16 protein-coding genes are annotated in these 26,656 nt (G+C 47.1%); 7 read left to right on the forward strand and 9 right to left on the reverse strand.

The features are described from left to right. Positions 1 to 95 precede the first annotated feature (95 nt). The 3 genes from H6F98_RS15310 to H6F98_RS15320 all read right to left on the reverse strand — a co-directional run bounded on the left by H6F98_RS15310 (position 96) and on the right by H6F98_RS15320 (position 2,008). On the reverse strand, positions 96 to 659 hold the full coding sequence (locus H6F98_RS15310; protein WP_192219568.1) for a transposase: 564 nt from the start codon (positions 657 to 659) through the stop codon (positions 96 to 98). 316 nt (positions 660 to 975) lie between these two features. Further along, positions 976 to 1,374, reverse strand: coding sequence for a biopolymer transporter ExbD (locus tag H6F98_RS15315; protein WP_192219569.1), 399 nt, complete (start codon positions 1,372 to 1,374; stop codon positions 976 to 978). Continuing rightward, positions 1,358 to 2,008, reverse strand: coding sequence for a MotA/TolQ/ExbB proton channel family protein (locus tag H6F98_RS15320; protein ID WP_192219570.1), 651 nt, complete (start codon positions 2,006 to 2,008; stop codon positions 1,358 to 1,360). Before H6F98_RS15320 ends, H6F98_RS15315 begins: the two co-directional genes overlap by 17 nt. A 683-nt stretch (positions 2,009 to 2,691) precedes the next feature. Between H6F98_RS15320 and H6F98_RS15325 the strand changes: the two genes are divergently transcribed. The 6 genes from H6F98_RS15325 (at position 2,692) to H6F98_RS15350 (ending at position 9,250) form a co-directional block, all read left to right on the forward strand. After that, positions 2,692 to 4,551 carry a TonB family protein gene (locus tag H6F98_RS15325; protein ID WP_192219571.1) on the forward strand — a complete coding sequence of 620 codons (1,860 nt, stop codon included), beginning with the start codon at positions 2,692 to 2,694 and terminating at the stop codon, positions 4,549 to 4,551. 117 nt (positions 4,552 to 4,668) lie between these two features. Then, positions 4,669 to 5,730, forward strand: coding sequence for an MORN repeat-containing protein (locus tag H6F98_RS15330; RefSeq protein WP_192219572.1), 1,062 nt, complete (start codon positions 4,669 to 4,671; stop codon positions 5,728 to 5,730). Between the two features lie 38 nt (positions 5,731 to 5,768). Further along, positions 5,769 to 6,803, forward strand: coding sequence for an iron ABC transporter permease (locus tag H6F98_RS15335; RefSeq protein ID WP_242058553.1), 1,035 nt, complete (start codon positions 5,769 to 5,771; stop codon positions 6,801 to 6,803). Next, positions 6,800 to 7,846, forward strand: coding sequence for an iron ABC transporter permease (locus H6F98_RS15340; protein ID WP_192219573.1), 1,047 nt, complete (start codon positions 6,800 to 6,802; stop codon positions 7,844 to 7,846). The genes H6F98_RS15335 and H6F98_RS15340 overlap by 4 nt, the downstream gene beginning before the upstream one ends. Continuing rightward, positions 7,843 to 8,664, forward strand: a complete 822-nt coding sequence (locus H6F98_RS15345) for an ABC transporter ATP-binding protein (protein WP_277927588.1) — start codon at positions 7,843 to 7,845, stop codon at positions 8,662 to 8,664. The genes H6F98_RS15340 and H6F98_RS15345 overlap by 4 nt, the downstream gene beginning before the upstream one ends. Before the next feature lie 133 nt (positions 8,665 to 8,797). After that, a complete protein-coding gene (locus H6F98_RS15350; protein WP_192219575.1) occupies positions 8,798 to 9,250 on the forward strand; it encodes a globin domain-containing protein in 453 nt (150 codons plus the stop codon). Between the two features lie 65 nt (positions 9,251 to 9,315). Here H6F98_RS15350 and H6F98_RS15355 read toward each other — a convergent pair whose 3' ends face one another. Continuing rightward, the gene (locus tag H6F98_RS15355; protein ID WP_242058554.1) at positions 9,316 to 10,122 is read right to left on the reverse strand and encodes a VOC family protein; all 807 of its coding nucleotides are present in this window, start codon (positions 10,120 to 10,122) and stop codon (positions 9,316 to 9,318) included. A 379-nt stretch (positions 10,123 to 10,501) separates the two neighbouring features. Here H6F98_RS15355 and H6F98_RS15360 point away from each other — a divergent pair, with 379 nt between their 5' ends. Then, positions 10,502 to 11,488: a DUF3102 domain-containing protein gene (locus H6F98_RS15360; RefSeq protein ID WP_192219576.1), complete on the forward strand. Its 987-nt coding sequence runs from the start codon at positions 10,502 to 10,504 to the stop codon at positions 11,486 to 11,488. On the opposite strand, the gene H6F98_RS15365 is transcribed toward H6F98_RS15360, so the two are convergent. The 5 genes from H6F98_RS15365 to H6F98_RS15385 all read right to left on the reverse strand — a co-directional run bounded on the left by H6F98_RS15365 (position 11,481) and on the right by H6F98_RS15385 (position 26,609). Next, the gene (locus tag H6F98_RS15365; RefSeq protein ID WP_192219577.1) at positions 11,481 to 12,242 is read right to left on the reverse strand and encodes a thioesterase II family protein; all 762 of its coding nucleotides are present in this window, start codon (positions 12,240 to 12,242) and stop codon (positions 11,481 to 11,483) included. The genes H6F98_RS15360 and H6F98_RS15365 overlap by 8 nt on opposite strands. A gap of 9 nt (positions 12,243 to 12,251) precedes the next feature. Continuing rightward, positions 12,252 to 13,670 carry an aspartate aminotransferase family protein gene (locus tag H6F98_RS15370; protein WP_192219578.1) on the reverse strand — a complete coding sequence of 473 codons (1,419 nt, stop codon included), beginning with the start codon at positions 13,668 to 13,670 and terminating at the stop codon, positions 12,252 to 12,254. Positions 13,671 to 13,793: 123 nt separating this feature from the next. Next, positions 13,794 to 19,673: a non-ribosomal peptide synthetase gene (locus tag H6F98_RS15375; RefSeq protein WP_192219579.1), complete on the reverse strand. Its 5,880-nt coding sequence runs from the start codon at positions 19,671 to 19,673 to the stop codon at positions 13,794 to 13,796. Positions 19,674 to 19,935: 262 nt separating this feature from the next. Further along, positions 19,936 to 20,970 carry a TauD/TfdA family dioxygenase gene (locus H6F98_RS15380; protein WP_192219580.1) on the reverse strand — a complete coding sequence of 345 codons (1,035 nt, stop codon included), beginning with the start codon at positions 20,968 to 20,970 and terminating at the stop codon, positions 19,936 to 19,938. A gap of 134 nt (positions 20,971 to 21,104) precedes the next feature. Next, the gene (locus H6F98_RS15385) at positions 21,105 to 26,609 is read right to left on the reverse strand and encodes a non-ribosomal peptide synthetase (RefSeq protein ID WP_192219581.1); all 5,505 of its coding nucleotides are present in this window, start codon (positions 26,607 to 26,609) and stop codon (positions 21,105 to 21,107) included. Positions 26,610 to 26,656: the final 47 nt, after the last annotated feature.

The following is a 26,656-nucleotide window of genomic DNA, read 5'->3' on the forward strand; positions in this document are numbered from 1 at the left end:
GGTTCTAGGATATTGACTCTCACCTACATGGTCATTCAGTTGTCAAGGTTCTATACCTTGCGGCTAATCCCCCTAATCCTTAACAGGATTGGTTTCTAGCCAACGATTCGCACGGTACGCCCCAAGTCCACTCCGATAACATCGGTAGCTTTTAAAGGAATTGGGGCATCACTCTTTACCTGGATATTGGCCGAGTAAGTACCATTCTGGTTTTTAACCAACGTGGCAGAGGTTGGAGTAAACCCTGACAACTTGCCTTTTTGGTAACTGCCAACGTCTACCAAAAAGCGCTCCCTACCTCCAACTAGCGTTAACGAAACCGACCAATCTTTTTCCCTAAATGAGAAGATTCGTGCATCGTAATCAGCAGAAGTAGGCAGGAATGATTTAACAGGTTTCCCCTGGCGCTTGGCTGTCTTGCGATTGGCACTCACCCTGTTGATTGCACGAATCGCAAGGTTAGATGAAAGTCCAAATTGCTCTCTAACAAGCTTGTAGACTTGGTTTTGAATGGTTACATTGTGCGTAATCTTTGGCTCTACAACTTCGTTGATGTAGTTGCAAGCGCCCGCAAACGCCTGGAGGGTTGCCTCTATTTTGGCAACCTGTTCAGTCGTTGGGTTAATCTTACAAACTATCGTCAGAACCTGCTTTTCCATGCCCTGATTATATCACTGCAATGAGCATCTATTATAAAACTCCGTGCCTCCGTTTTACTCGCTATTCCTCTCGCCGCTAAACTATTGGGGGTACTTACCTACGGTTCGATAAATCCCCCTCTTATAGCGGGAGCCTCCTACCGAAAACAGGTGATGTTTGGCAATGAATGTGTTTGGCATAGTGCGATCGCTTTTTGGTTGAGTTTTGGTACGAGGAGGAGCGATCGCACAAAATGCCTACCGCAATTAGGCGATGACTGTTTGTGACACTCGAAGGGCAGAATGTAGGTTATAAAGTCGAGAGCGATCGCGACTACTATCTCTGGGCTGCGATCGCTAACTTTGCCCCCTCAACCCGACGCAAGCGATCCATCACACTTACCACCCGACCATGATCGACTTTTTCATCGGCATTGACGATCACGAGCGATTCAGAATTCGGTTCTACCAGAGATCTCACTTCCTGCTCAAGAGCTTCTAACTCAATCGGCTTACGGTTGAGTGCAATTTCTCCATCCGGCTGAATCGTCACAGTAATTTTGGTGCTGGGCTGACTTTGTGCCGTTTTGGCGTTCGGTAAGTTCACCGGCAACCCTTCTGAACGGGTCAAATACAACGTCGAAATGATGAAAAACGCCAAAATCGAGAAAATCACGTCGATCATCGGCACGATGTTGATTTCCGCCGGCTTCTCTGATTCATCGGGAAGTCGCATAAACATCTCTCCCTTGCTCGTATTGACGGCGATACAGTAGTTCCAATTGACCACCGTACTCCTGAATCAACGCTAGCTGCCGTTGATATAAGCCACGAAACATGTTGGCGAAAACGAGGGTGAAGATGGCTACAACTAACCCCATCACTGTCGAAACTAAGGCTTCAGAAATCCCTCCAGTGACTCCCGCCGTGCGGCTACCCCCGACATCACCAATCTTCAGGGAAGAAAAAGCAGTCATTAAGCCCAAAATCGTTCCCAACAGACCTAGCAGTGGAGAAATGCTGACAATCGTATCAAACACGGTATTAAACCGTTTCAACGTTGGCAGTTCCGCCTGTGCTGCACTCTCTAAGGCGAGGCGGAACTCTTCTGGGTTGGGGCGATCGAGTTCTAAGGCTTCGAGGAAAATTTTCGCAATAGGCAGATCGGCATTCTGCCGTAGATAGTTGATAGCAATGTTTGGGTTTTGCTGGTAGAGCTTCAAAACCTCACGGACAACTCGCTGTTGGCGACGAGTAACCCGAAACCAAAATATTAACCGTTCGGCAATCAAGGCAACTGCCACTAAGGAAAAACAGAGTAAAGGCCAGGCGACAATTCCACCTGCCTTAAAAAACGTGATAATTGGCATGCACTTTCTGGCAATAGTGACTCAAAAAGCTCAGCCAGTTTTTCGGCTTACTGGGCGAGAACAAGCTGAGAATTCTTTTCAATAGAATTATTGCTAATAGTCCTCATTGTCAAGTATCCCGGTGAAAAAATCTTGCGTATTGGGGAGTGGCGAGAAAGTTTTCAGCAACGAATTGAAGGCTAAAACTGCTGTTATATCTGGTTTTAAGCCACTTTTTGCCTTGGAATCCGTTGCAACTGCATTAAAGTCTCTTACTTGACAGGTGTCGCAAAGCCATATTACTACATGCGACTTAATGAAAAAGATTTTAACCAAGCAGGGGATGACATTACCTGAAAGCCTTCAGAAGGCGCTAAAGAGCGAAGTTTGACAGCGTGTCCGGGGAGGGATGGAAATAGGGCTTGAACCTATAGCATATTATTGCGATCATTCGTCAAGTGCTTGAGCTTCAAATATTTCAACAGGAGCAAGGGATTTGAAATTATTTGTCAAGGTGTTAAAGAATACAAGCGTCGTGCTTCTTCGGTTTTTGCCGAACGCTCCTGGCGCAATGCCTCAAGTTGTTTTTCTTGACAATAACACCTCAGCCATTTTATGGTTTAACACTTAATGCAACTTATATGCAATAATGTGGAGCGATTCAGACGGTATGCGCTCCGGTAATTAGGGAAAGTGTTTAGGGCATGAGCATTTCAAGCTTCTGCATCGAGCAACGCGAGAAGGAACAAGAGGCTCTCAAGAAGTTCCTGACAATCAGCCTTGTCGGTTCAGCCGTGTTTCATGTGGTACTTGGTTTCGGCATAAGCTGGCTGTGGGCGAAACAGCCGGAACTTGCCGATGATCCGATTGAAATCATCGTGGTTGAAGAACCAGATACCGAAGAGAAACCGCTAACAGATACTCCAAAGCCGGAGCCGACTCCACAGCAACCCATTAAAACTGAGGCTCCCAAGCCTCCGATACCTCAACCCACAATCCCCACAGTACCTCTCACACAAAAAGCTCAACCCGCACCCTCAGCTCCCGCAGCACCTCAAAGAGCGGTGACCCAACCAGTACCCAATCTACCAGCAGCGCCGCCTCAACCCGTCGCGCCACCTGCACCAGCCGCACTAGCTCCGCCAACTCAACCGACAACGGAACCCAGACCCGTTATCACACCTCCCCAGGAACCGACTTCTAAATCCTCAGAACCTGCCCCTATTACACCACCGGAGTCGGTAGCAATCGATCGCTCCGCACCTCCGCGCCCAGATCGAAGTTCTCAACCGCTTCAAACTGACTCAGACACGAGGCAAGTTAGAGAACGCTTGAGTGAACCCACTCAGTCAGAATCAACAGCATCACCAACGGATGACTCCTCAGAGTCCAACCCTGCATCCCCAGGAGCAGTGGCAACGAATCGCTCAGCACCCGCACGACCAACAGGGGTTTCTGGACTACTTTCAGATGCCTCAACTGTTGCTAGGCAAATTAGAGAAAGACTGGGCGGCAGTTCCTCCCAACCCACAGCATCTCCAGGTGAGGGCAGCTCAAACGCTAACCCCGCATCCCCAGGAGCAGTGGCAACGAATCGTTCAGCACCTCCACGACCAAGGGGTGCTTCCCAGGCACTTCAAGGTTCCTCCCCGGACTCCCGGCAATTTAGAGAGAGTTTCAGTGGTGGGAGTTCCTCTGAAACTACTTCAGTTGGTGGTGGCAATTCCATTGCTAACCCTACATCAGGCGGAGCGGTGGCAGCTAATCGTTCAGCCCCCCCACGACCAGGGTCAGGAAACGGTGTCCCAGGCGGTGTTCCAGGCGGTGTCCCAGGTGGTGTCCCAGGCGGTTCGGGGACAGGTTCTGGAAGAGGGGGAGTGAGTTGCATTAGTGGCTGTCCGCCTGAATATCCATCCATCCTAGATGGCAAAGAAGGTAATGCAGTTGTCCGGGTTGTGGTGGATCAAAGTGGCAATGTCGTTGATTCGGCAATCGCAGAAGGTAGCGGTAATAGTCAAATTAGGGAAGCCGCGATCGCTGCTGCGAGAAAGATGAAGTTTACAAAACCAGAAGGCGGAAGGCGCGTTGCGGTTCGAGTAACGATTAACTTTACGCTCGCAGGGTCTGATTTTGACCGTCAAGCCCGTGAACGTCAAGCACAGAACGAGCGCGAACGCCAGCAGAGAGAACGGGAACGCCAAGCACAACTCGAACGAGAACGTCAAGAACAGCAGCGTCAGGCGCAGCTTGAACGGGAACGTCAGGAACAGGAACGCCAATCGCAACTTGAACGGGAACGTCAGGAACAGGAACGCCAATCGCAACTCGAACAGGAACGTCAGGAACAGCAGCGTCAAGAACGACAGGAACAGGAACGCCAATCGCAACTCGAACAGGAACGTCAGGAACAGCAGCGTCAAGAACGACAGGAACAGGAACGACAGGAACAGGAACGTCAAGAACAGCTTGAACGGGAACGTCAAGAACGGGAACGCCAAGAACAGCTTGAACGGGAACGTCAGGAACAACAGGAAGAAGTTCCGCTCTCCGTACCTGCCCAATAAGCTTAATAGACGCTACTAATGTCGATTTGCCTTTAGTCAAGCCAGATGTGATTCATAAACATTACAACAACCAGCAAGAGTTCACCAAATCAAGGAGTTTAGAGGTTTTTCAGAGTTATGCTGCGGACAATCAGGCGCTTCGGAATAACCCTATTAATTGCTTCAAGCTTAGAGATTGCAGGCGTAATCAGTAATTCACTGCCAGCAGTGGCAGCCGTCGTGACGTTACCCGATGGGGGACGTTGCGAAGGGGAAATGACCAACGGTAGCCTTAACGGCAAAGTCACCTGCGAATACGCCAATGGCGATCGCTATGAAGGCAATTTCACAGACGGGAAGAAACAAGGTCAAGGAGTGTACACCTTTGCTCAAGGAGGGCGTTACGAAGGAGAGTTCACCGATGACACGCCGAGTGGCAAAGGTGTTCGGGTATACCCAGATGGCGATCGCTATGAAGGCGAGTTTCGTGACGGTCAGCCCAACGGCATGGGAGCCTACATTAGAGCTGATGGGGGTCGTTACGAGGGACAGTTCACGGATGGCAATCCCAGCGGCACGGGAACTTTCATCTTAGCGAATGGCGATCGTTGCTTTGGAGAAATCAGCGACAGTCAAATCAACGGTAAAGGGGTTTGCGAATACGCCAACAAAAACCGCTATGAAGGCGAACTGCAAAATAGTCAGCCTAATGGTCAAGGGGTTTACACCTTTGCTGAAGGGGGACGCTACGAAGGTCAATTCAGCAATGGTCAATTTAACGGTAAAGGTGTCCGGGAATACGCCAACAAGAATCGCTACGAAGGGGAATTTAGCAACGGTAAGCCACAGGGTCAAGGAGTTTATACCTTCGCCGATGGAAACCGCTACGAAGGTCAATTTAGTGATGGTCAATTTAATGGCAAAGGAGTCTTCACCGAAGCGAATGGAAATCGTTACGAGGGCGAGTTTAGTAACGGGAAGTTCAACGGTACTGGGGTCTACACGTTTGCCAATGGCGATCGCTGTGAAGGAAAGTTTAGCGAGGGTCAGTTAAACGGTCAAGCCGCCTGCAAGTATTCCAGTGGAGACAGCTTTCAAGGAGAATTCCGCAACGGCCAGAGGCAGGGGCAAGGTGTCTACATTTTTGCCGATGGAACCCGTGTAGAAGGCAATTGGAATAATGGGGAACTTCAGCAATAGTTTCCCTTATTATCGACAACGATTGAGGAAAGAAGCGATTGGCAATCGAGAGCGCTACTACAAATGGGTCAAGTACAAAACGAGTGCGTCCCTTACTCCTAATCGGTTTGGCACTGAGTTTGTTAATTCTGCTAACGCTTTTAGTGGCGAGCATTACTTTGGGCGCAGCTAAGATTCCCCTTAGAACGATTTATGACGCTTTCACAGCGTTTGATGGCTCTACCGACCATCTGATTATCTACACTGTACGGTTGCCGCGATCGCTAATTGCCGTTTTAGTCGGTGCCGCCCTAGCTGTCGCCGGTGCGCTGATGCAAGGCTTAACTCGCAATCCGTTAGCTGAACCCGGAATCTTAGGGATTAATGCGGGTGCTGCCCTAGCCGTAGTAAGCGCCATTTTCCTCTTCGGCACCTCCTCTCCAGGTATTTATGCTGGATGTGCCTTCCTCGGTGCATCTGCTACCGCCATTAGCGTTTATTTACTCGGTTCCCTCAGTCGTGGAGGACTCACTCCACTGAACCTCACCCTAGCTGGTGCTGCTCTTACCGCCCTCCTCTCCTCTCTCACAACGGCTATCCTCATCCTCAGCCAAAGGACACTGGATGAAATTCGCTTTTGGCTGGCTGGCTCGGTAGCGGGTAGGGATTTCAGCTTATTCTTGCAAGTATTGCCTTACATCATTATCGGATTAGCGATCGCATTCGCTTTAGGCAGGCAAATTACTACCATTAGTCTGGGCGAAGAGGTCGCCCGTAGCTTAGGTCAAGAAACTGTGTGGGTAAAAGTGCTTGCCGCTGTGAGTATTGTTTTGCTAGCCGGGAGTGCTGTTGCGATCGCAGGCCCAATCGGGTTTGTTGGTCTTATCATCCCCCACATCGTCCGTTTTCTCATCGGCGTGGATTACCGTTGGATTTTGCCCTATTGTGCTGTTTTTGGTGCCATATTACTGCTCATCTCCGATATTGGGGCGCGGTTGCTAATCCGACCCCAAGAACTACCTATAGGAGTAATGACAGCTATTGCCGGTGCGCCGTTCTTCATCTATCTTGCTCGGTGGAAAGTCAAACGATGAGAAAAAGCTGGCTGGTTATTCGTCCCTGGCAGTTACCTCTGTCTTTCCGCCTAGAGCGACACGTTCCATCGACACTGTTGGTACTCAGTGCGGTCATTCTTGCAGTAATGGTACTGAGTGTAGGACAGGGCGAGTATCCCATCCCACCCTTGGAAGTTTTGAAAACTCTCGTGGGATTACCCACAGCTAACCCGGACTACCCCTTTATTATCAACACGCTACGCTTACCCCGAACGCTAGTTGCCTTCGGTGTTGGCGTAGCATTAGGTATCTCCGGCACCATTCTTCAAGGTTTAACGCGCAATCCCCTGGTAGAACCGGGGATAATTGGCGTGAATGCGGGTGCAAGTTTAGCTGCCGTCGCCCTGATTGTTCTGTTTCCCAATGTTCCCCTGTTTGCTTTGCCTGTGTCTGCCTTCGTTGGTGCGTTGGCTGTCGCTATCTTCATTTACTTACTGGCATGGGACAAGGGTAGTTCCCCAATCCGTCTGATTTTAGTTGGTGTCGGCATTGCTGCTGTCATCAGCGCGTTGACAACGTTACTGATTACCTTTGGTGAAATCGATAGTGTCACTCAGGCATTGGTTTGGCTAGCAGGAAGTGTCTACGGACGCAGTTGGGAACACCTCAGATCATTGCTGCCTTGGCTGGCTGTGTTTGTGCCACTGTCGTTAGTGTGGGCGAGACAACTCAACATAATCTCTCTGGGAGACGACATCGCTAGAGGACTGGGAATGCAGGTTGAGTGGCAGAGGAATTTGCTATTGCTGACGAGTGCGGCAATGGCAGGTGCAGCAGTTGCCACGGCAGGCACGATTAGCCTTGTCGGCTTGATGGCACCGCACTTGGGGCGTCAGTTGGTTGGGCCAAATCATGAAGGGTTGATGCTCACAGCGGCACTGATGGGTGGACTGATAGTGGTGCTGGCAGACTGGTTGGGGCGGATACTCTTTGCACCCATTGAGATTCCCTGCGGCGTGATTACCGCAACGGTTGGTGCGCCCTATTTTCTCTATCTGCTGATCCGCAACCGCAAGCGATGAACCTACCAATGCACGCCATGAACCGACTCTCAACTCACAGGCTGACTCTCGCTTATGATGGGGTATCCATCATCAAGAACCTTGACCTGAAAATTCCTCTGGAAAAGATTACTACCCTAGTTGGTCCCAACGGCTGTGGTAAGTCAACTCTGCTACGGGGACTGGCAAGGTTACTGAAACCTCGTGCTGGTGCGGTTTATCTCGATGGTGCTGATATTTTCAAGCTATCTACAAAAGCTGTAGCAAAGCGACTGGGCATTCTCCCTCAAGGTCCAGTGGCTCCGGAAGGTTTGACCGTTCGAGATTTGGTGGCTCAAGGTCGTTATCCTTATCAGAATTGGTTGCAGCAGTGGTCGAAAGAGGATGAGCGTCTTGTCGAAAAGGCACTCATGACTACAGGAATGATCGAATTGGCAGAGCGAGCACTGGACACCCTCTCAGGAGGACAGCGACAGCGAGCTTGGATTGCGATGGCATTAGCTCAGGATACAGAGATTCTGTTGTTGGATGAACCGACGACGTTCTTGGACTTGGCGCATCAAGTCGAGGTGTTGGATTTGCTTTATGAGTTGAACCAGAGCGAAGGGCGGACAATTGTGATGGTACTCCACGACCTCAATCAGGCGTGTCGCTATGCCGATAACATAGTGGCAATGCGACAGGGGCAAATTATTGCTCAAGGAGTACCAGAGCAGGTGATGACGGAAGCAATGGTACGAGAGGTGTTTGAGTTAGATTGTCGGATTGTGCCAGATCCAGTCGTGGGAACGCCGATGTGTGTGCCCATTGGTCGGCGAGTGAAGCTGAGGAACCGCTGATATCCTTTGATTAGCTCTGCTGTTTGAGCTAGCTCATAGAAGTCATTCGGAATGCTCACTATATTGGGCTTAGAAACAAAGCGGTAAACAAAACCGCGATGAACCAAAGCTCACTAAATGAGAAGTTCTGAATATGGTTAGCCAAAAAACAATCGAGATCGTCAAGTCCACAGCACCCATCTTAAAAAATCAAGGGAAGCAAATCACGACTCAAATGTATCAAATTATGTTTCAGAAGTACCCAGAGGTAAGAAACAAGTTTGATATGTCGGCTCAAGCTGATGGTTCTCAGCCTGTAAAATTGGCAACAGCTATCTATACTTATGCCAGCCAAATTGACAATCTACCAGCTTTAAAGTCAATGGTTGAAAAGATTGCTCATCGCCATGTGCAGACTCATGTCTTACCAGAAGAGTACTCGATTGTAGGAGAGAGCTTACTGCAAGCGATGAAGGATGTATTGAGGGAAACCGCTACAGAAGAAGTGATGGCAGCTTGGTCAGAAGCTTATCAAGCATTGTCTGAGGTCTTCATTAAGCGAGAAGACGATATTTATGAAGAACAAAAGATGCCTTTAGCATCTTGAGTCGTAACTCAGCTCAGTATTGGCTCTTTAACTGCATTTACACACGAACATCAGTTGCCTCTGAATCAATACCTTAGCAGAATCGGCAGCATGGGTCGTGCATTGAGTATTTTTCCTTTAGTGCCACCGTCAAAGGTTAACTCCAGTAGCGGAGTTGTCCCTCGTTCAATAGCGACAATACTATTGCGATCGAGCAGAGCAACAGCATTGGTCAGTTCTTTGTCGCTATTGAGGGTAATCTTAACACCCGTTAGCGTTCTGACACCCAAGGGATGAGAGATTAATTGCCTATGCGCTTCTAGGGAGCGATCGAGCCACGTTGTGAGAGCGATGGAGTCAGGAATAACAAAACAGATTGGTTCTTCCTCCTTGGCGAGATTTTCTGCCGCCAAGTTAATGTAGGTGCGCGATCGCATCCACTCTACCCAGTACTTCCTCTGATCTGCTGTACCTGACTCACAGCGCAAACCAACGCCAAAAGGAGAGGCTCTACTGTGCTGCCAACGAGTCCGCCTTAAAATGTCAATGCCTGTTCGTGCGGCATACTCTTCAACAGCCCGTTCGTTTTCTACCCAAATTAGCTCAAGGTATGCATTCTCGAAGAAAATGATCTGCGAGGCTGTTCCTTGTTCTGGACGTTGTACTCTGCGACTAGAGCAGTGCAGACCAAATTCCTGAAGCACTGAAACGCTGGTCGATCCCTCGCTGACATAGACAACACGGTGGTCAACTTCTAACAATAAATCATTCACAACTGCCAGCGACCGAATCCCATTACTGTTTTCTGTTCCATAACCTCTTTGAGTGGTGCCTAAACACTGCCACTTAGCGATTGAGGTGAAGAGGATTGACAGTGTATTAGGGTCGAGCAAGACGAGTTAGACCTGTTTTGCCAAGTCTCGACTTTGGGGTGGGAACAGAATAGATTCATTGGTCTCCAAAGATGCAAAAATTTATCATTAGTATTTTTAACAAGCTCGGAACGTCTACGGGAGACTGGGAGAGTAAAAAATCATGATAGCTGTTAACTCTGTTAAAGAGGCAAGTCAAATGCTAAAAATTCTCAACTAATTCTACAGCATTAACTCGTGTAGCGCAGCGAAAGTTTGCCCTTCTGCCTTTGTGCCCCTCTGGGGTGCTTCCTTGCCGGGACGCAGGTTCTCAGCACTAGCACCCTCTGCCCTCTGCCTTTTGCTATAACATACGAAGTGACATCCTCCACCTTATAAGGTTGAGTGAGCCAAATAGGCTATGGGCAAATTAGAAAAAAAGAGTCAAGTCGCTACTAGCTTTGATTACGACGTTTTAGAGGCTGAACAACGGATTGTCATTCAGCAACGAACTGGAGAAATTAAAGAACGCTTGCGGCACTCGGCACAGGATATTTGGGAAATTGGTCAAAAGCTGGCTGATGTGCGATCGCGTCTCAAGCACGGTCAATTTGATGCCTGGTTGAAAGCTGAGTTTGGCTGGAGCCGACGCACGGCATATAACTTTATTAGCGTATATGAAGCGTTTGGCGAACGTGCAAATCTTGCACAAATCGATATTGCAACATCAGCTCTCTACCTCTTAGCAGCACCGTCAACGCCACAAGAAGTCCGCAATGAATTTCTGCAACGAGCCAAGGAAGGCGAAACCGTAACCCACAAAGAGCTTCGCCAAGTCATCAAAGAAGAGAAATTGCAGTCTTCTCCTGCTGTTGAAAAGCCTGAAGCGTCACGAGTATTTATTGCCAAGCCTGAAGTTGTTACCCTAATCCCGAAGGCTGTGGTTGCAGCCCAAAAGCCAATCGTACAGGTGAGTACACCGAAGCTTCCTTCGGCTTCTCCTACTGTGGCTACTCCTTGTGACATCCAGTCGGGTTGGTATCTGCTAGAGAAGCAACATCTATTATTTTGTGGTGATACAGCCTCAGCAAAATTTGTAAAACGCACGCCTTATGCTGCTCTTGCGATCGCGATTACCTCAGATGACTGGGATCATGATTGGTTAATTGAACGAGCGAAAACTGCGATCGTCTTTCCAGAGTCAGAACTAAAGGAGCGAATGATCGAGCAGTTGATCGAGATGTTTTCTAAACCTGGGGAAGTCGTAATTTTCCCTTGGTTGCCCGACTCAGACATGATTGCAGTTGCCCAGAAGCTAGAGAGGCTGATTTGGGCAGGCGACCCCGATCGAGAGCGATGCCGCAACGCGATCACACACTCCGGTTTACAATTTGAGCGGATTAGCTGACAATCTGATGCAGTTTGGTAGAGAGGGACTGTAGTAAAAGCGATCGCGCTGAGTGCAGGAAAAAATGATCGCCAGGAAGCATCTGTAATGAGAAGGCTGCATTTGTCTGCTCTCCCCAAGCCTCCAGCTCATCACAACTAACCTCTCGATCTTGCAAGCCCCCGAAGGCAGAGATGGGGCAATCTAGTGGCGGTTTGGGAGCGTACACATAAGTTTCAAGCAGGGCAAAATCTGCCCGCAGAACAGGAAGAAGTAACTGCATCAGTTCAGCGTTCTCTAGAACCGTTTCAGGTGTGCCATTGAGTCGGCGCAGTTCATCCATAAATGCTGATTCCGGCAAAGCATGGATGGGTGGGCGTGGAGTAGGTATTTGAGGAGCGCGGCAACCGGACACAAATAAGTGAACTGGACTTAATCCATAGTGTCTGCCGAGTTGCTGAGCCAGTTCAAAGCTGACGAGTCCCCCCAAACTGTGACCAAAGAATGCAAAAGGTTTGTCTAAGTAAGGACGCAGGGCGCAAGCGAGTTCTGGGATGAGAGCAGAAAGCTGAGTGAACGGAGATTCCATCAGTCGGCTTCCTCGTCCAGGCAGTTCAATCGGACAAACTTCGACAGTTGATGGCAAACTATCAGACCAAGTGCGAAAACTCAAAGCCCCACTACCAGCGTAGGGGAAACAAAATAGTCGCAGTTTTGCCTGAGGATTTGGCTTGGGACAAGTTACCCAAGAGCTAAACGTTGATGTAGTTGTCATTGCAGCTTTTTAGTGTGGCAAGTTAGGAGAAATTGGAGGTAACAAGCCTGCGTTTCGTAGTTGTTCTGCACTATCTTTAATCGCTTGGACAATGTAGTCAAGATCTGCATCGGTATGCGCTGTAGATAGATAACCACCCGCTCGGAGTAGATAAACTCCCCTTTCGAGTAGGTGATAGCGTAACAACTCGATGCTCTGCGAAGATGTAGAATTTTCCGAAGGGGCAGAACTTCCTGAAGAAGCAAGACCGAAGAGTGAGCCAAAATTCGCCATGCGGATAGGCAATGCATTTTCTGCAAAGCAATTATTTAAGGCTTCAACAAACTGCGATGTGCGTTGATTCAATTGCTCTTGAAGAGTAGATCCTTGAGTTTTGAGATGCTTAAGTACAGCCCGTGCAGCAGCCATTGTGAGAGGATGCTTACAAAAAGTGCCTGCAAAAAATGTTGTTTTCGCTTGAGGATAGGAGGTATCGCCATAATTCCACATACCGCCATCAATGCCATCCATGTAGGCAGCTTTTCCCGCAATGATTCCAATCGGCATACCGCCACCGACAATCTTTCCATAAGTAGCTAAGTCGGCTTCAACACCAAACCAGGCTTGTGCGCCACCTGGATGAATGCGAAAGCCTGTTACCATTTCATCAAAGATTAATGCGATTCCTGATTCTTGAGTTAATTGTCTCAGTTGATGGAGAAATGTTTTGGGCTGTAAGTCAGGTCGTGTTGTTTGGACAGGTACAACTAAAACAGCAGCTAATTCTTGCTGATGGGCTGCGATCGCATCGAGCGACTGAGGATTTCCATACTCTAAAACTAAAACATCTTCTACAACAGATGGCGGTATTCCTGGAGCAATGGGAACTATCTGTAGATTTCCGTCTATCGTTTTTGCTTTAACTAGCGTTCCATCAAAATGACCGTGATAAGAACCTGAAAATAAGGCAATTTTGTTACGATTTTTTGCCGATCGGGCTAATCGTATCGCCGTCATCACCGCTTCTGTACCCGTATTGCTAAAAGCAACCCGCTCCATTCCTGTGAGTTTGCAAATCAACTCAGCCACTTCACCTGCAAATTCTGATTGAGGGCCGATTTGTATGCCTTTCTCAAGTTGCTCTTCCAGGGCTTTTTTGATGAAGGGTGGGTTATGACCAAAGAGATTAACTCCCAAGCCCATCATGATATCGATATATTCGTTTCCATCCACATCCCATATTCGGGAACCTAGAGATCGCTGAGCAACAATGGGGTAGAAAAGTTCTTTGAAGGGGAGGCTAAACCCTTCGGAGGCTCTAATATCTGCGAGAACTGGACGATAGGTTTGGGTGAGTTGTTTAGATGTTTTTGTCCGCTTAGTGTAGCGTTCAATTAGTTCATGTAGATACTTTTGCTGGCGTGAAATTGTGCTGTCTTTTGTTTGCATTTTATGGTTATGGGGGCAAATGTTGGTCGGTTTCAGAGGTTGTAACTACGCTGTTAGCCGCCAGGGATTCAAATCCCTGGCTCATAGCTCATGTCCATTAAAATGGACTGGAAATTTTGTCAGCTAACACGGCATATTTATTGTGTGCGGGGCATTAAGAAAACCGCTTTGAATGAGATAAGAGAAGTAGGTTCGGAGCAACTCAGCATTGACTGACGGACAAACGATTGAGGTATTTGTCAGTCCCTCGGTGGTATTCTGGCAATTAAACTTTAAGGCGGCTGAGCCTGCGGTTTCTTCTAAAGAGTCTTGAGTGCTGGTGCGATCGCTTCCCATTCCAGCAAAAAACGGGATGAGTGGGTACAGAGGATTATCTGAGAAACGCTCCGCAGCATTGAGAAACTCGGCTTGCCACCGGTTATGAGACATCAATTGGATAGGATAGCCAAATTTGCCAATCCAGTTAAACAACTCGAATGAGCGGATGGAGTGAGGATTGGATAGGTGAAATATCTTGCCGAAGGATTGTTCTTGCTTGGATAAATGAGCGATCGCTTTACTTACATAGTCCACAGGAGTCATATCCACTGTTGTATCTACATCTGGCGCAAATCCAAGCTCGATAAAGCCTTTGAGCATTCTGTAAAGGCGATCGTTGGTGTTACAGATACCCGTTTGGCTGTGTCCCGATACGCGCCCCAGCCTATAAATAGAAACAGGCAATCCGCGATCGCTTGCTGTGGCGACTAACTTCTCAGCAACCCATTTAGTTTGCCCATAACCACCCGATGGCACTTGGCTATGGTTGAAGCAGTAAAGTTCTTGAATCCCCTTAACTTCAGCATGACTCGCTGAAGTTAAAACGCTGAGGGTCGAAATGTAATGTACGGGCTTCACTTTAATGCGACTGGCTAACCTCAGTACTTCTTGAGTTCCCAGAACATTCGCTGCCTTGAGAGTAGAGTAAGGATGAACGAGATTAATCGATGCAGCATTGTGATAAATGACATCGAGTTTGCCCGCCATGACTTGAAACTGCTCCTCAGAAAGACCCAAAAGCGGCTGAGACAAATCCCCCACAACTGGGATAATACGGTGACTGAGTGATTCATCCCAGAGCAAATAGGATTCGAGACTGCTTTGGAGTCTCTTTTTTCCTAACTCGGCATTAGGAGAACGGACTAAGCAATAGATATCAGCCTCAGTCTGTTGGAGGAGTTCGTAGAGTAAAAACGCTCCTACAAAGCCTGTTGCTCCAGTCAAGAAGATATGAGATGTCTCAGTTGTAGGCTCAAATGAGGTTTCGGGGCGGATACTGGGGTCGAGTACAGCTTCAGCGTTTAAAGCTGCAACAGTTACCTTACCCGTTGGGGTAGACGATTCTGGCAAGTCAGCGTACCCTTTAGCCTCAAGGGACTGGCAGCAGTTAATCAATTCCCGCAACGCTTCTATAAAACTCTCAGCCAACCGTTCAATCGTGGCTTGACGATGAATTGCCTTGCTGTACGTCCAATCCAGTCGTAGTTGCCCTTCTGCAACAATTCCATTGATATCTAGCAGATAGCTTCGGTTTCCCCGTAGGCTGCGCCCCGTTCCGGAGGACTCTTGGGCTGGTTTAAACAAAGATGAATCTTGGAATATCTGGTCAGACTGACCTAGATAGTTAAACCGGATTTCAGCCTTAGGCGAATGCAGTAAGGATTTTGAGAGATATTGCAGAACGCCATAGCCAATGCCTCGATTAGGGATACGCCGCAACTGCTCTTTGACTGCCTTCAGGGAATCTCCCAGACTAGAAGCTTCCTCAATATCCAGCAGTACGGGGAAGATGGTCGTAAACCAGCCAACAGTCCGCGACAAATCTACATCATCAAAAATTGCTTCCCGTCCATGACCTTCTAAGTCAACTAGCAAAGAACGTTCACCTGTCCACTGAGCAAACGCTTGCATCAGTGCTGCAAGTAAAACCTCGTTGATTTGGGTTTGATATGCTGCTGGTACTGCTTGTAGCAGCGCTTGGGTTTCTTCCCGACTGAGAGTTACCGACACAGTGAAAGCTTCAGCTACAGTATTGTTGCCTTCAGGAAAATCCGTTGGTAGGTGAACAATCTGCTGAAGAGACTCAGCCAGCCAGTAGTTCAACTCTTGCTGGAGTGCTGCTGACTGTGCGTACTCCTGCAATCGTTCCGCCCAATGCTTGAACGAGGTGGTTTTGGGTGGTAGTTGGATTGCCTCGCCTTGGCTGAGTTGCTGGTAGGCGGTTTGAAGGTCTTCTAATAAAATCCGCCAGGAAACGCCATCAACGGCTAGGTGGTGGATGATAATCAGCAAGCGACTGGGCTTAGACACACCGAGGTCAAACAAAGCCACTCGCACCAGTGGTCCGGACGAGAGATTCAGATTGGTTTGGAGTTCGGCAGCAGCGTCTGAGATAGCAGACTCTTGCTCTGTCTCTGATACCGTTGACAAATCGATGCAGGTGAATGGCACGATTTCGTCAGGATTGGCGTTTACTTGCTGCCAGTTCCCTTCCTGGTGAACAAAACGCAGGCGTAAAGCATCGTGGTGTTCGAGCAGTTTATGCACTGCTTGCTCTAATAATACCGGAGCGATCGCTTGCTGCACTTCCAGCAAAACTGCCTGATTCCAGTGGTGCGAATCGGGAAGATTTTGTTCAAAGAACCAGTGTTGAATGGGGGTAAGCGGCACTGAACCTGTCACTATACCCTGTTCGGCTTGAATCGTTCGATTCGTGCCAGCCACGGCTGCAAGTTCGGCAATAGTTTGATGTTCAAATAGTTGCTTGGGGGTCAGTTGCAGACCAGCCTGGTTAGCTTTGGCGATAATCTGCATACTAAGGATGGAATCTCCGCCCAACTCAAAGAAGTTATCGTGGATTCCTACCTTTTCAAGTTGGAGAATCTGAGTCCAAATCTCAGCCAGAATTTTCTCAACTGTCGTGCGAGGTGCGACAAACGTTTCTTCTAAATTAGATCGAGCCATGTCGGGGGCTGGAAGTGCTTGGCGGTCTACCTTACCATTAGATGTCAGGGGTAGAGCCTTCAGCCGCACGAACGCTGATGGAACCATATATTCAGGTAGCTTTTCCTGTAGGAAGCCCCGCAACTCACTCGATTTTAGATTTTGGATTGTGGATGTTGAATTTTTAGGTTGTTCGTTAGGGACGATATAAGCTACGAGGTGCTTTCTGCCCGGTTCGTCTTCCCGCGCTATAACTACAGTTTCGCTGACAGCAGGGTATTGTCTTAGGGCAGCTTCAATCTCACCTAGCTCAATGCGGAAGCCGTGAATTTTGACTTGGTGGTCAATTCGCCCAAGAAATTCAATGTTTCCGTCTGGTAAGTAGCGGGCTAAGTCTCCAGTTTTATATAAATAAGAGATTTGAGTTTTGAGTTTTGAGCTTTGAATTGAAGAATTTTCTTCTAGTTCATCACTCTCTAAGAAGGGGTTATTAATGAACTTCTCGGCAGTCAGTTCTGGTCGATTTAAATAGCCTCTGGCAACTCCCGCACCGCCAATATGCAATTCTCCTGGTACACCAATGGGGACGGGTTGCTCATCAGAGTCCAACAGATAGATTTGGGTGTTTGCAATGGGACGACCAATGGGAACTGTGGCAGCGAATTTTGATCCCCCCTTGCCCCCCTTCAAAATAGATGTAGCGGATGGATTGTTGGTTATTGGGTAGGTTAGTACGCCTACGGTGGTTTCTGTTGGCCCGTAGTGGTTGAAAATCTGGCAGTGTGGGGTTAATTGTTGAATTTGCTCAATCAACGTCCAACTACAAGCTTCACCACCAAGAATTAGCCGTTGCCGAGGCAAGATGCGTTTGGGATTAGAAGAGGTTAGTAAAGCGGTAAGGTGAGATGGAACAATCTTAAGGCAGTCAACGGGATGGCGTTGAAAATAGTCGGCTAGTGCTTCTGGATTGGATGCACGTTCAGAGGACACCACATGGAGACACCCACCGCTACATAAAGAAGAGAAGATGGTTGTGTTGCCTAAGTCTGCGGCAAAGGTGGAAACGGTTGCAAAGCTGGTACAGGTGGAAAGGTCTAGTGTTTCTGCGATCGCATTTACATAATTAACCAATTGTCGATGCTCGACAGCAACACCTTTGGGTTTGCCTGTTGAGCCAGAGGTGAACAGCACATAGACTAAATTCTCTGGTTGAACGTCGCTGGTCGGATTTTCCTGACTCTCTTGGTTGATAACCTCCCAATTGGTGTCTAAACATATCACTTGTGCTGTGCGATCGCAAAGCTTTTCGGCTAACAGTTGTTGAGTCAACAGAACCGATACTCCGGCATCCTGTAACCTGAATGCCAAACTCTCTTTGGGTAAAGCAGGGTCTAGCGGAACGTAGGCTCCGCCAGCTTTGAGAATGCCCAGGAGTCCTATAATCAGGTCGAGGGAACGCTCTACCAACAGTCCCACCAACACCTCTGGTTGAACTCCCAGTCGCTCGAGGTGATGAGCTAGTTGATTGGAGCGTTTGTTTAGTTCAGCATAGGTTAGCTGCTGGTCTTCAAAGACAACCGCAACACTGTCTGGTGTGCGTTCTGCTTGTTCCTCGAACAGTTGATGAATGCACCGATCTAGCGGATAATCAGCGTGCGTCTGGTTGAATTCGACTAATAGTTGTTTGCGATCGCTAGGCTTAAGAATTTCTAGTTTCCCGATTTCCACTTCTGGATGGTTGATAGCACTTTCTAACAACGTCTGAAACTGACTCGCCAAGCGCTCAATAGTTTCTACATCAAATAAAGCCGAGTCGTAATGAAATTCTGTGATTAGAGAATCATTTTGGCGGAGACAGGAGAGTTTAACCTTGAATCTGTCAAAACACACATACTGCTTAGAAACTGAGAATGACAGTTCATTAATGCAATAAATTTGAGGCTGTTCTGAAAACTCAAAACTAAATGGGAAAAATGCTGGCTTTTGGTTATTCTCAGTAGAATTGAGAACTTTATCCCAATCAAAGTACTCTTGCCACTTGTAACCTTCACTAACTGAGTCGTCAGTATGTTTAAGGATTTCACTGAACTTTAGTTCTCTATCCAGATGACCAGTTATCGGTAAAGATTTGGCAAGCAAACCTAGCGTTTGCTCTAACTCCTCATATTTTCTGCCATTGAAAGCCCTACCTACAATAATCGTTTGCTGCCCAGTAATACGCCATAGTAGAATCTGCCAGCAAGCTAGTAAGAATACAGCAGTTGAACTATTATACTTTTCAGCTAATCCTTCTATCTTCGATACTAAATCCTGATCAACTCTAAAATTCAGAAACTTAGGCTGAAAATCTTTTATTTCATTAACTGTGTTTTCAAAAGGAAGTTTTAAACAAAAAGCAGAATCAATATTTTGTTTTTGCCAAAATTCTACTCCCAGTTTTGTGTCTTCTGATTCTAATACTTCATTTTGCCATTCAGCAATATCAACATATTGCGTAAGTTCATCTGATAATTGTCCATCTTCATGATTTGCTGCGTATGAATTGATAACTTCATTTACCAAGTTCAGCAGAGTAGCTGTATCGGCACAAAGAGCCGATAAACCAAGAATTAAATAATGCTTTAGCGGCGATAAGATGACTAGAGATGCATACAGAGATATCTCATCTTCGAGAGCTAAAGGTAGTTTAAGTACTTCATTAAAGAGTGATTCACTTTTAACCTCTTGTTCTTGAGTGTCTAAACCCCTCAATTCGTGGTAATGAATTGATAAGGTACTACTGTCACTGATGACCTGAAGGGGAATGGTCATTCCTGGCAAGCAGCGGAAGGTTGTACGGAGAATCTCATGTCGATTGACAACATTCTGTAAGGCTAGTTCTAAACGTTTTGGATCGAGATTTCCCTGGATTAGAAGAGCACACTGAGCGCGATAGGGGAGTGTTGAATCAAATTGTTGTAATGACCACAGATGCTTTTGTTGAGGAGAAAGCCGATATCCTTCAATAACTTCATTTTTCATATTAATTCCTCTTTTCTTATTTATGTTCTAATGTTTGCTATGCGCCTTATCACTCACAGGCTGAAAGTCTAGGACTACACAAACAAAGTCTTCACTCTCATCCCCAGGGTTCCGCAGGCTCCAAAGCACTTAATTGTCATTAGTCCGCGCAGGCGGACTTCGTTTGTATAGCCGAGATTTCCAATCGCCAGGACTTGTTACTCCCGGTGAAAGCTGCCGACGCTAACGTTAACAACACCATTTAGTAATTTTGACTTTTGACTTATTGACCAAACGGTTCTGCCATACCTGCTAAAACTTTTCGGGAACCTACAAACGGATTCCGTCCGTGACAAGCCAACATATTATCTAGGAACAATATATCTCCTACCTGCCAGGTAAAAGTAATGGCTTCTTGTTTATAAATGTCACGAATTTCGTCTAATACCGATGTTTCAATTGGCGAACCGTCACCGTAATAAGCATTACGGGGTAATTCTTCCTCGTTGAACCCAGCAAAAAGACCTTCTCGAACAGCGGAGTTTAAGTTTGATACGTGAAACAAATGAGCTTGATTAAACCAAACATCTTCCCCTGTCTTGGGATGTGTGGCAACAGCCTGACAAATTTGGCGTGTTTTTAGACTATCTTGGTCGTACCATTCAAACTCAATGCCATTGTTACGGCAATAATGCTCTACCTCAGATTTGTCAGTTGCCTGAAAAACATTTTGCCAGGAAAGATCGAGTCCATGTCTGTAGTTTCGCACATACATGACTTGTTTTTGTCTAAAGTTTTCTCGGATAATTGGATCGAGACGTTGAAAAATTTTACGGCTGTCAGCAATTGGAGTTTCTCCTCCTTGTTGAGAAGGTTGTACGCAGTAAAAGCCAATTTTCATAGGCCAGTTGCGGGAGTAAGCCATTTCGTTGTGTAACGGAATGAATTGCTCGGCTGGATATTCAGTTGAGGTATAGATGTTACCACTGACGTGACTGCGTGGTGTTGAGCGATAAGAGTACTGTAGTAACTCCCCAGCAAGAGCCTTAATGAAATTCTCAAAATCAGCCGCTCCATTTACCTGAAAGTTTCGGAAAAGTATGCCGCCGTGTTTTAGTAAATTTGTCTCGATAAATTGCTGATTGTTCTGCGCCCAAGAAGTTAAATTGAGTCCTTCTACAGTAGGTTGAACGACTAAGGGAAGTAACTGTTCAGGCTGCAAATACTCTGTCTTGATTAATCCCTCTTGGGACAGACTGACAGCTTGCCGCCTGAAACTTCTTTTAAGGCTAGGTTGTTTGAGTTCTGGGTTGTTCATAATCAGTTCTGTAGCAGAAGGCTGAGGGCAGAAGGCAGAAGGCAAGGGGCGGAAGAAGTAAGAATTTTTATGCCTTCTGGTGTAGGCAGTTCACGACGGCTACTTAAATTTTTCCGTGTTGACTTTTGACTGACTTATGTACGGATAGCTTTTCGCCGAGTTAGCTTTAACTTCTGGAGACTTGCTTTTTCAGTTTCTTTTTCTTTGATGAGCTGTTGTTTTCGATTGGCTTCGGTGAGTATTTCTATTAATTCACCTAGCTTCACATCGGGTTGGAAAACTATTTTGCTCAGGAGTGTTTCCAGTTGTCCTAATTTCTGTTTGATGGTGGCAGCTTCAAAGCGATCGCATTCGTATAAAATCTGTAGCGACCATCGCGCACCAAGTACGACTCGTAACGTGAGGGGGTAGCTGTTCCTTGTAATGGAATGGCTGTAATGCACCTCTAAGTCGGTTACACCTTGACTTAGCGAAGAATCGACGGGTAAGTTTTGAAAGACTACGATGCTTTCAAACAAAGGTAAATCCTGGGGTACGTCGCTGCATTTATGGACTTGCACGAGTGGGGTATGTTCGTACTGACGTGCCTCAACCTGCTGTTCCTGAAGGTTTTTGAGCCAAGAGGGTAGCAACTCGTCAGGAGTAACTTGGACTCGTACTGGTAACGTATTGATAAATACACCGACGATTGACTCGGCTCCTACCAAGGTAGGCGGACGCCCGGATACAGTCGCTCCAAACACTACATCCGACTCACCACTGGAGAGACTCAGCAGTAGCGCCCATGCTCCTTGAACTAGGGTGTTCAGTGTTAGCTGATATTTTCGAGCAAGAGACTGGAGATCTGTTGTCGTTGCGGTAGATAGCTCGATCGCTTGTTTATCATATCCTTGCTTATGGTCGAGACGACTCCCGGTAGTTCGGTTCTGTCCTACAGGTGTGGGAGTGGTGAACCCTTTGAGCATCTTCCGCCAGAATGCTTCAGATTGAGACAAGTCCTGCTGCTGCAACCAGGTGATGTAGTTGCGGTAGGGATAACACGGTTCTAGGGAGAGGGTTTGACCATTGTGGAACGCTTGGTAAGAGGTCAAAATTTCCTTGAATAGCAAAGGAATAGACCAACCATCGATGAGCAAGTGGTGATTGCTCCAGATAAAGTAGTAGTCATCCTTAGCTACTTGGATGAGCGTGAGGCGCATGAGGGGAGCTTGAGAAAACTCGAAGCCTTGTTTGCGATCGCTATGAAGGAACGTTTCCAACTGCTCTTGCTGCTCAACGGATGATAGCATCCGCCAGTCGTACTGCTGCCACGGTAGTTCGACACGCTGATGGACGATTTGCAGGGGTGAGTCGAGATTTTCCCAGTGAAAAGACGTGCGTAAAACGGGGTGCGAAGCGATTAATTGCTCCCAAGCTTGCTTCAAGGCTGAGATATTGGGATTGCCGCGAATGGTGAAGAGCATCTGCTCGAAATACACTCCCACCTCTTTGGCGTAAAGGGTATGGAAGAGGATGCCCTGCTGGATAGAGGAGAGGGGGTAGATATCCTCGATTTGCCGAGAACTGCCGAGCAATTCATCGAGTTTTTGTTGAGTGAGTTTTGCTAAGGGGAAGTCAGACGGAGTATAGCCTCCAGCGTCTGGGGACTGACAGTGAGCGATGAGCGATCGCATTTGTGCTACAAATCCCTGGATCAACGCCTCAATGGTTGACTGACGATGCACTGCCTCGCTGTAAGCACAACTCAGTTGCAACTGTCCGCCAACAACATAAGCCGTGAAACTCAGCAGATGAGCGCGGTAGTTTCGCGGACTGTTGGACGAACCCGTTGATTCATGCGCTAATTTAAATAGCGAAGATTCTGCAAGCGTCTGGTCAAACTGCCCCAGGTAATTGAATACAACCTCAGCTGAGGGAAGCGATCGCAATGACTCGACAATTTCACGGTTATCGCTGAGATAGCGCAGCAAACCATAGCCAATTCCTCGATTTGGGATGCTCCGCAGTTGCTCTTTGACAGCTTTCAAGGCTTCCCCAGAATTAGACGCTTCTCCCAGATCCAACAGCATTGGGAAAATCGAGGAGAATAAACCCACAGTGCGCGACAGGTCTACATTATCAAAAATTTCTTCCCGTCCGTGACCTTCTCGGTTAACGAGTAGCGAACGTTCTCCCGTCCAATTGGCAAATGCATGTACTAATGCCGTGAGCAACACATCATCGATTTGGGTGCGATAGACGGCTGGCACGTCTTGGAGCAGTGCTTTGGTTTCTGCACTACTTAGCGTGATGGACACCGTGCGGGCTGAAGCCTGGGTGTTAACACCATCTGGATAATCTACGGGAAGACGGGAAATCGGCTTGCGGCTCGAACTCAGCCAGTAGTCCAACTCCTGCTGCACCACTGCTGAATTGGCATACTCCCGCAACTGTTGCGCCCACTGCTGGAATGAGGTTGTTTTGGCAGGCAGGGTAATGGTTTTTCCTTGGCTGAGTTGCTGATAGATTGTCTCCAAATCCTCCACTAAAATCCGCCAAGACAAGCTATCAACGGCAATGTGATGAATAATCAGCAGCAGGCGGTTTGTTTTTTCTGCACCCAGATTAAACAGAGCCACTCGTACCAGAAGACCACACGATAGATTCAGGCTGGCTTGTAGTTCGCTGGCAGTTGTCTCAAGGGCAGATGCTTGCTTCTCTGCCGCTATCCCTGATAAATCCACCCAGGAAAAAGGAACTGTCTCGTCCGGTTCAGCATTAATCTGTGTCCAGTTGGATTCCGTTCGCTCAAACCGCAGGCGGAGCGCGTCGTGGTGGATGAGCAACTGCCGCACAGCCTGCTCTAATAGTCTGGGGTCAAGAGCTTGCTTGACTTCCAGCAGAACTGCCTCATTCCACTGGTGCGAGTCAGGCTGGTTTTGTTCAAAGAAGTAATGCTGAATCGGTGTGAGCGGGACTTCCCCAGTCACCAGTCCTTGTTCTGCTGCGATAACTTGGCTGGTTCCCACAACCTTTGCCAATTCAGCAATTGTCTGGTTTTGAAATAACTGCTTGGGGGTGAGATTGAGTTCCGCTTGATGAGCTTTGGCAATAACTTGAATGCAGAGAATCGAGTCCCCGCCTAATTCAAAGAAATTATCGTGAATGCCAACGCGATCGAGACCTAACACCTGCGCCCAGATATTGGCTAAACTTTCCTCAATTGGCGTGCGAGGTGCTGTAAAGGTTTCGTCTGACTGCGGTTGTGCTGAATCGGGTGCGGGCAGTGCGCGACGGTCTACCTTACCACTAGGGGTTAACGGCAGCGTTTCCAGCAGCACGAAAGCAGAGGGCACCATATGCTCTGGTAGCCTGTCTTTCAGGAAGTTACGTAACTCATTCGATTTTGGATTTTCGGGTTGTTCGTCAGGAACAATATAAGCTACCAAACGCTTCTGGTTCGGTACATCTTCCCTAACCACAACCACAGTCTCCCGCACGGCTGGATGCTGACTCAACAGCGCCTCAATTTCTCCCAGTTCGATGCGGAAGCCGCGAATTTTCACTTGATGGTCGATGCGTCCCAGAAATTCGATACTTCCGTCAGGAAGCCACCGTCCTAAATCCCCAGTTTTATAGATAACATCGCTATCAATCCCTGGCAAAACTTTCTTAGGATTGGGAAAGGGGTTGGGAACAAAGCTTAACTGCGTGCGTTCTTCATTTTTCCAATACCCTACACCCACTCCAAAACCCGATACACAAATCTCTCCAGGAACTCCAATCGGAACCAGTTGCATATCCTGATCAAGAATATGGAGAGTTAAGTTAGCTAAGGGTTTACCAATGGGAACGGTTCGTTGGTTTTCCGGTAAAGGTTTATCGAGGATAGACTGCGTGATATCATCAGCCGCCTCAGTCGGCCCATAAGCATTCACGACTTTAATCGAGGGATACAAGCGAAGCCACTGATTGACCAATTCAACCGATACAGATTCTCCCGTTACCATCATCCATTTCAGGTCAGGTAACGCTCTTTGCGCCATCGGTAAGCGAGAGATATAGTTGAGTAATTCTCTCAGGACAACTGGAACGAGTTCGACAATCGAAAGCCTTTCGTCTTGAATAACCTTGAATAACCGTTCCGGATTGCAAACGGTTTCCGTATCGATGATGACGGTTCTTCCTCCAATTAAAATTGGCGCTAGAAATTGCCAAACCGAAATATCGGAGGAAGCAGGAGCGCTTTGTAAGAAGCTAAAGTTTTCATTAAACTCTAGAGCATCAAATTGGGCATAGATATGATTGATTGCCCCTCCATGTCTAATAATTGCTCCTTTCGGTAATCCCGTTGAGCCGGAGGTATAGAGCATGTAGGCTGGGTCAGTTCCCTTGTGAGTGCCCTCTAAATTGTCTTTGGGGAACTGCTCAAAATCGTTGCGATCGCATATATTTACCCCTACTGGTTTAGCACTCTCCAGGTTATCGGGTTTGACATCCAAACAAACAATCGATTTTAAATGAGAGCCAAGTTCTAGCAGTTCTCTCAATCCCTCCAAGAATGAAGAGTCCGTTAAGAGAATCCTCACCTCACTATTCGATAGCATGTATTGGATTCTATTCAGCGGATAAGTACTATCAATTGGGATATAGACTCCGCCTGCCTTTAAAACAGCAAGAATTGCGATGAGGAAATTGATATCACGCTCTTTGAGGATGCCAACAAAGTCTCCTTTCTCCAATCCCAGATTCTGCAAACATCGAGCGAGTTGATTCGCTTTGTGATTAAGGTCTTGATAGGTTAATCGAGTTTCTCCGAAACTGGCAGCCATCTTAGCAGGAGTTCGCCTTACCTGTTCTTCAAATAGATAGTGAAGGGTTTGATGAACTGGATACTCCCCGGTATTATCGTTAAATGATTCTAATAATTGATGTTTTTCAAACTCATCCAATAAATTAACATCAGATACTTTAGAATTGATGTCTTCAATAAAACCTTGAATGGCTTTGATGTAGTGCCTAGCCAGGATTTTTATCGAATCTTCTCGGAACAACGACTCGTTATACTCAATTTTTCCGTATATTCTATTGCTATCAACTACAAGCTCAATCGTTAGGTCGTTGTTAACATCAGCGATTGCCTCTTTATCATGAATGTTATTCAGTAAAAGAATGATGTCAAAAATCGGGCAGCGATTCTGAGTTTTGGGTAACTTCAGCAGTTGAACTAAGTCATCAAATGGATAGTAATGACTGTAAGCACCGATAGTACTATCTTTGACGTGCAGCAAAAAATCTTTGCAAGAAACTTGATTTTTGACCTTAGAGCGTAGGGGAACAATTGTATTACTTCCCTCATAACTGGAATCAGGTCTATAAACAGGCGAACCAACAATCACATCGTTATTGCCTGTATATCTATACAGCAATAGATTGAGAGCTGATAAGAGTACTAAATAGATAGAAAAGTTAGACTTCTGCGTGAGTCTAAAGATCGATTCAGATGAGTCATTAGACAAATCAAACGTTACAGACTGATGTTTACCTGTATACAGCACAGGTCTTATATAATCGGTTATCAGGTTTGTCTCCGGCAATTCACCAGAGAGTTGATTTAACCAATAGATTTTTTGAGAAAAAAGGGTGTTAGTAAGTGGCATAGTTCTATTTCTTTTTTGAGCCGAGTTATCTAGTTGATAACAAACAA

The organism is Microcoleus sp. FACHB-SPT15, assembly GCF_014849525.1.
In the GTDB taxonomy this organism is placed as follows: domain Bacteria; phylum Cyanobacteriota; class Cyanobacteriia; order Cyanobacteriales; family Coleofasciculaceae; genus Symplocastrum; species Symplocastrum torsivum.

What these genes read in the sequence shown, in the direction of transcription:
- H6F98_RS15365 (WP_192219577.1), bottom strand. Translation starts at nt 12,242, where the DNA reads ATGACAACTACATCAACGTTTAGCTCTTGGGTAACTTGTCCCAAGCCA.
- H6F98_RS15380 (WP_192219580.1), bottom strand. Translation starts at nt 20,970, where the DNA reads ATGAACAACCCAGAACTCAAACAACCTAGCCTTAAAAGAAGTTTCAGG.
- H6F98_RS15310 (WP_192219568.1), bottom strand. Translation starts at nt 659, where the DNA reads ATGGAAAAGCAGGTTCTGACGATAGTTTGTAAGATTAACCCAACGACT.
- H6F98_RS15325 (WP_192219571.1), top strand. Translation starts at nt 2,692, where the DNA reads ATGAGCATTTCAAGCTTCTGCATCGAGCAACGCGAGAAGGAACAAGAG.
- H6F98_RS15385 (WP_192219581.1), bottom strand. Translation starts at nt 26,609, where the DNA reads ATGCCACTTACTAACACCCTTTTTTCTCAAAAAATCTATTGGTTAAAT.
- H6F98_RS15320 (WP_192219570.1), bottom strand. Translation starts at nt 2,008, where the DNA reads ATGCCAATTATCACGTTTTTTAAGGCAGGTGGAATTGTCGCCTGGCCT.
- H6F98_RS15370 (WP_192219578.1), bottom strand. Translation starts at nt 13,670, where the DNA reads ATGCAAACAAAAGACAGCACAATTTCACGCCAGCAAAAGTATCTACAT.
- H6F98_RS15315 (WP_192219569.1), bottom strand. Translation starts at nt 1,374, where the DNA reads ATGCGACTTCCCGATGAATCAGAGAAGCCGGCGGAAATCAACATCGTG.
- H6F98_RS15350 (WP_192219575.1), top strand. Translation starts at nt 8,798, where the DNA reads ATGGTTAGCCAAAAAACAATCGAGATCGTCAAGTCCACAGCACCCATC.
- H6F98_RS15375 (WP_192219579.1), bottom strand. Translation starts at nt 19,673, where the DNA reads ATGAAAAATGAAGTTATTGAAGGATATCGGCTTTCTCCTCAACAAAAG.
- H6F98_RS15360 (WP_192219576.1), top strand. Translation starts at nt 10,502, where the DNA reads ATGGGCAAATTAGAAAAAAAGAGTCAAGTCGCTACTAGCTTTGATTAC.
- H6F98_RS15340 (WP_192219573.1), top strand. Translation starts at nt 6,800, where the DNA reads ATGAGAAAAAGCTGGCTGGTTATTCGTCCCTGGCAGTTACCTCTGTCT.
- H6F98_RS15330 (WP_192219572.1), top strand. Translation starts at nt 4,669, where the DNA reads ATGCTGCGGACAATCAGGCGCTTCGGAATAACCCTATTAATTGCTTCA.
- H6F98_RS15345 (WP_277927588.1), top strand. Translation starts at nt 7,843, where the DNA reads ATGAACCTACCAATGCACGCCATGAACCGACTCTCAACTCACAGGCTG.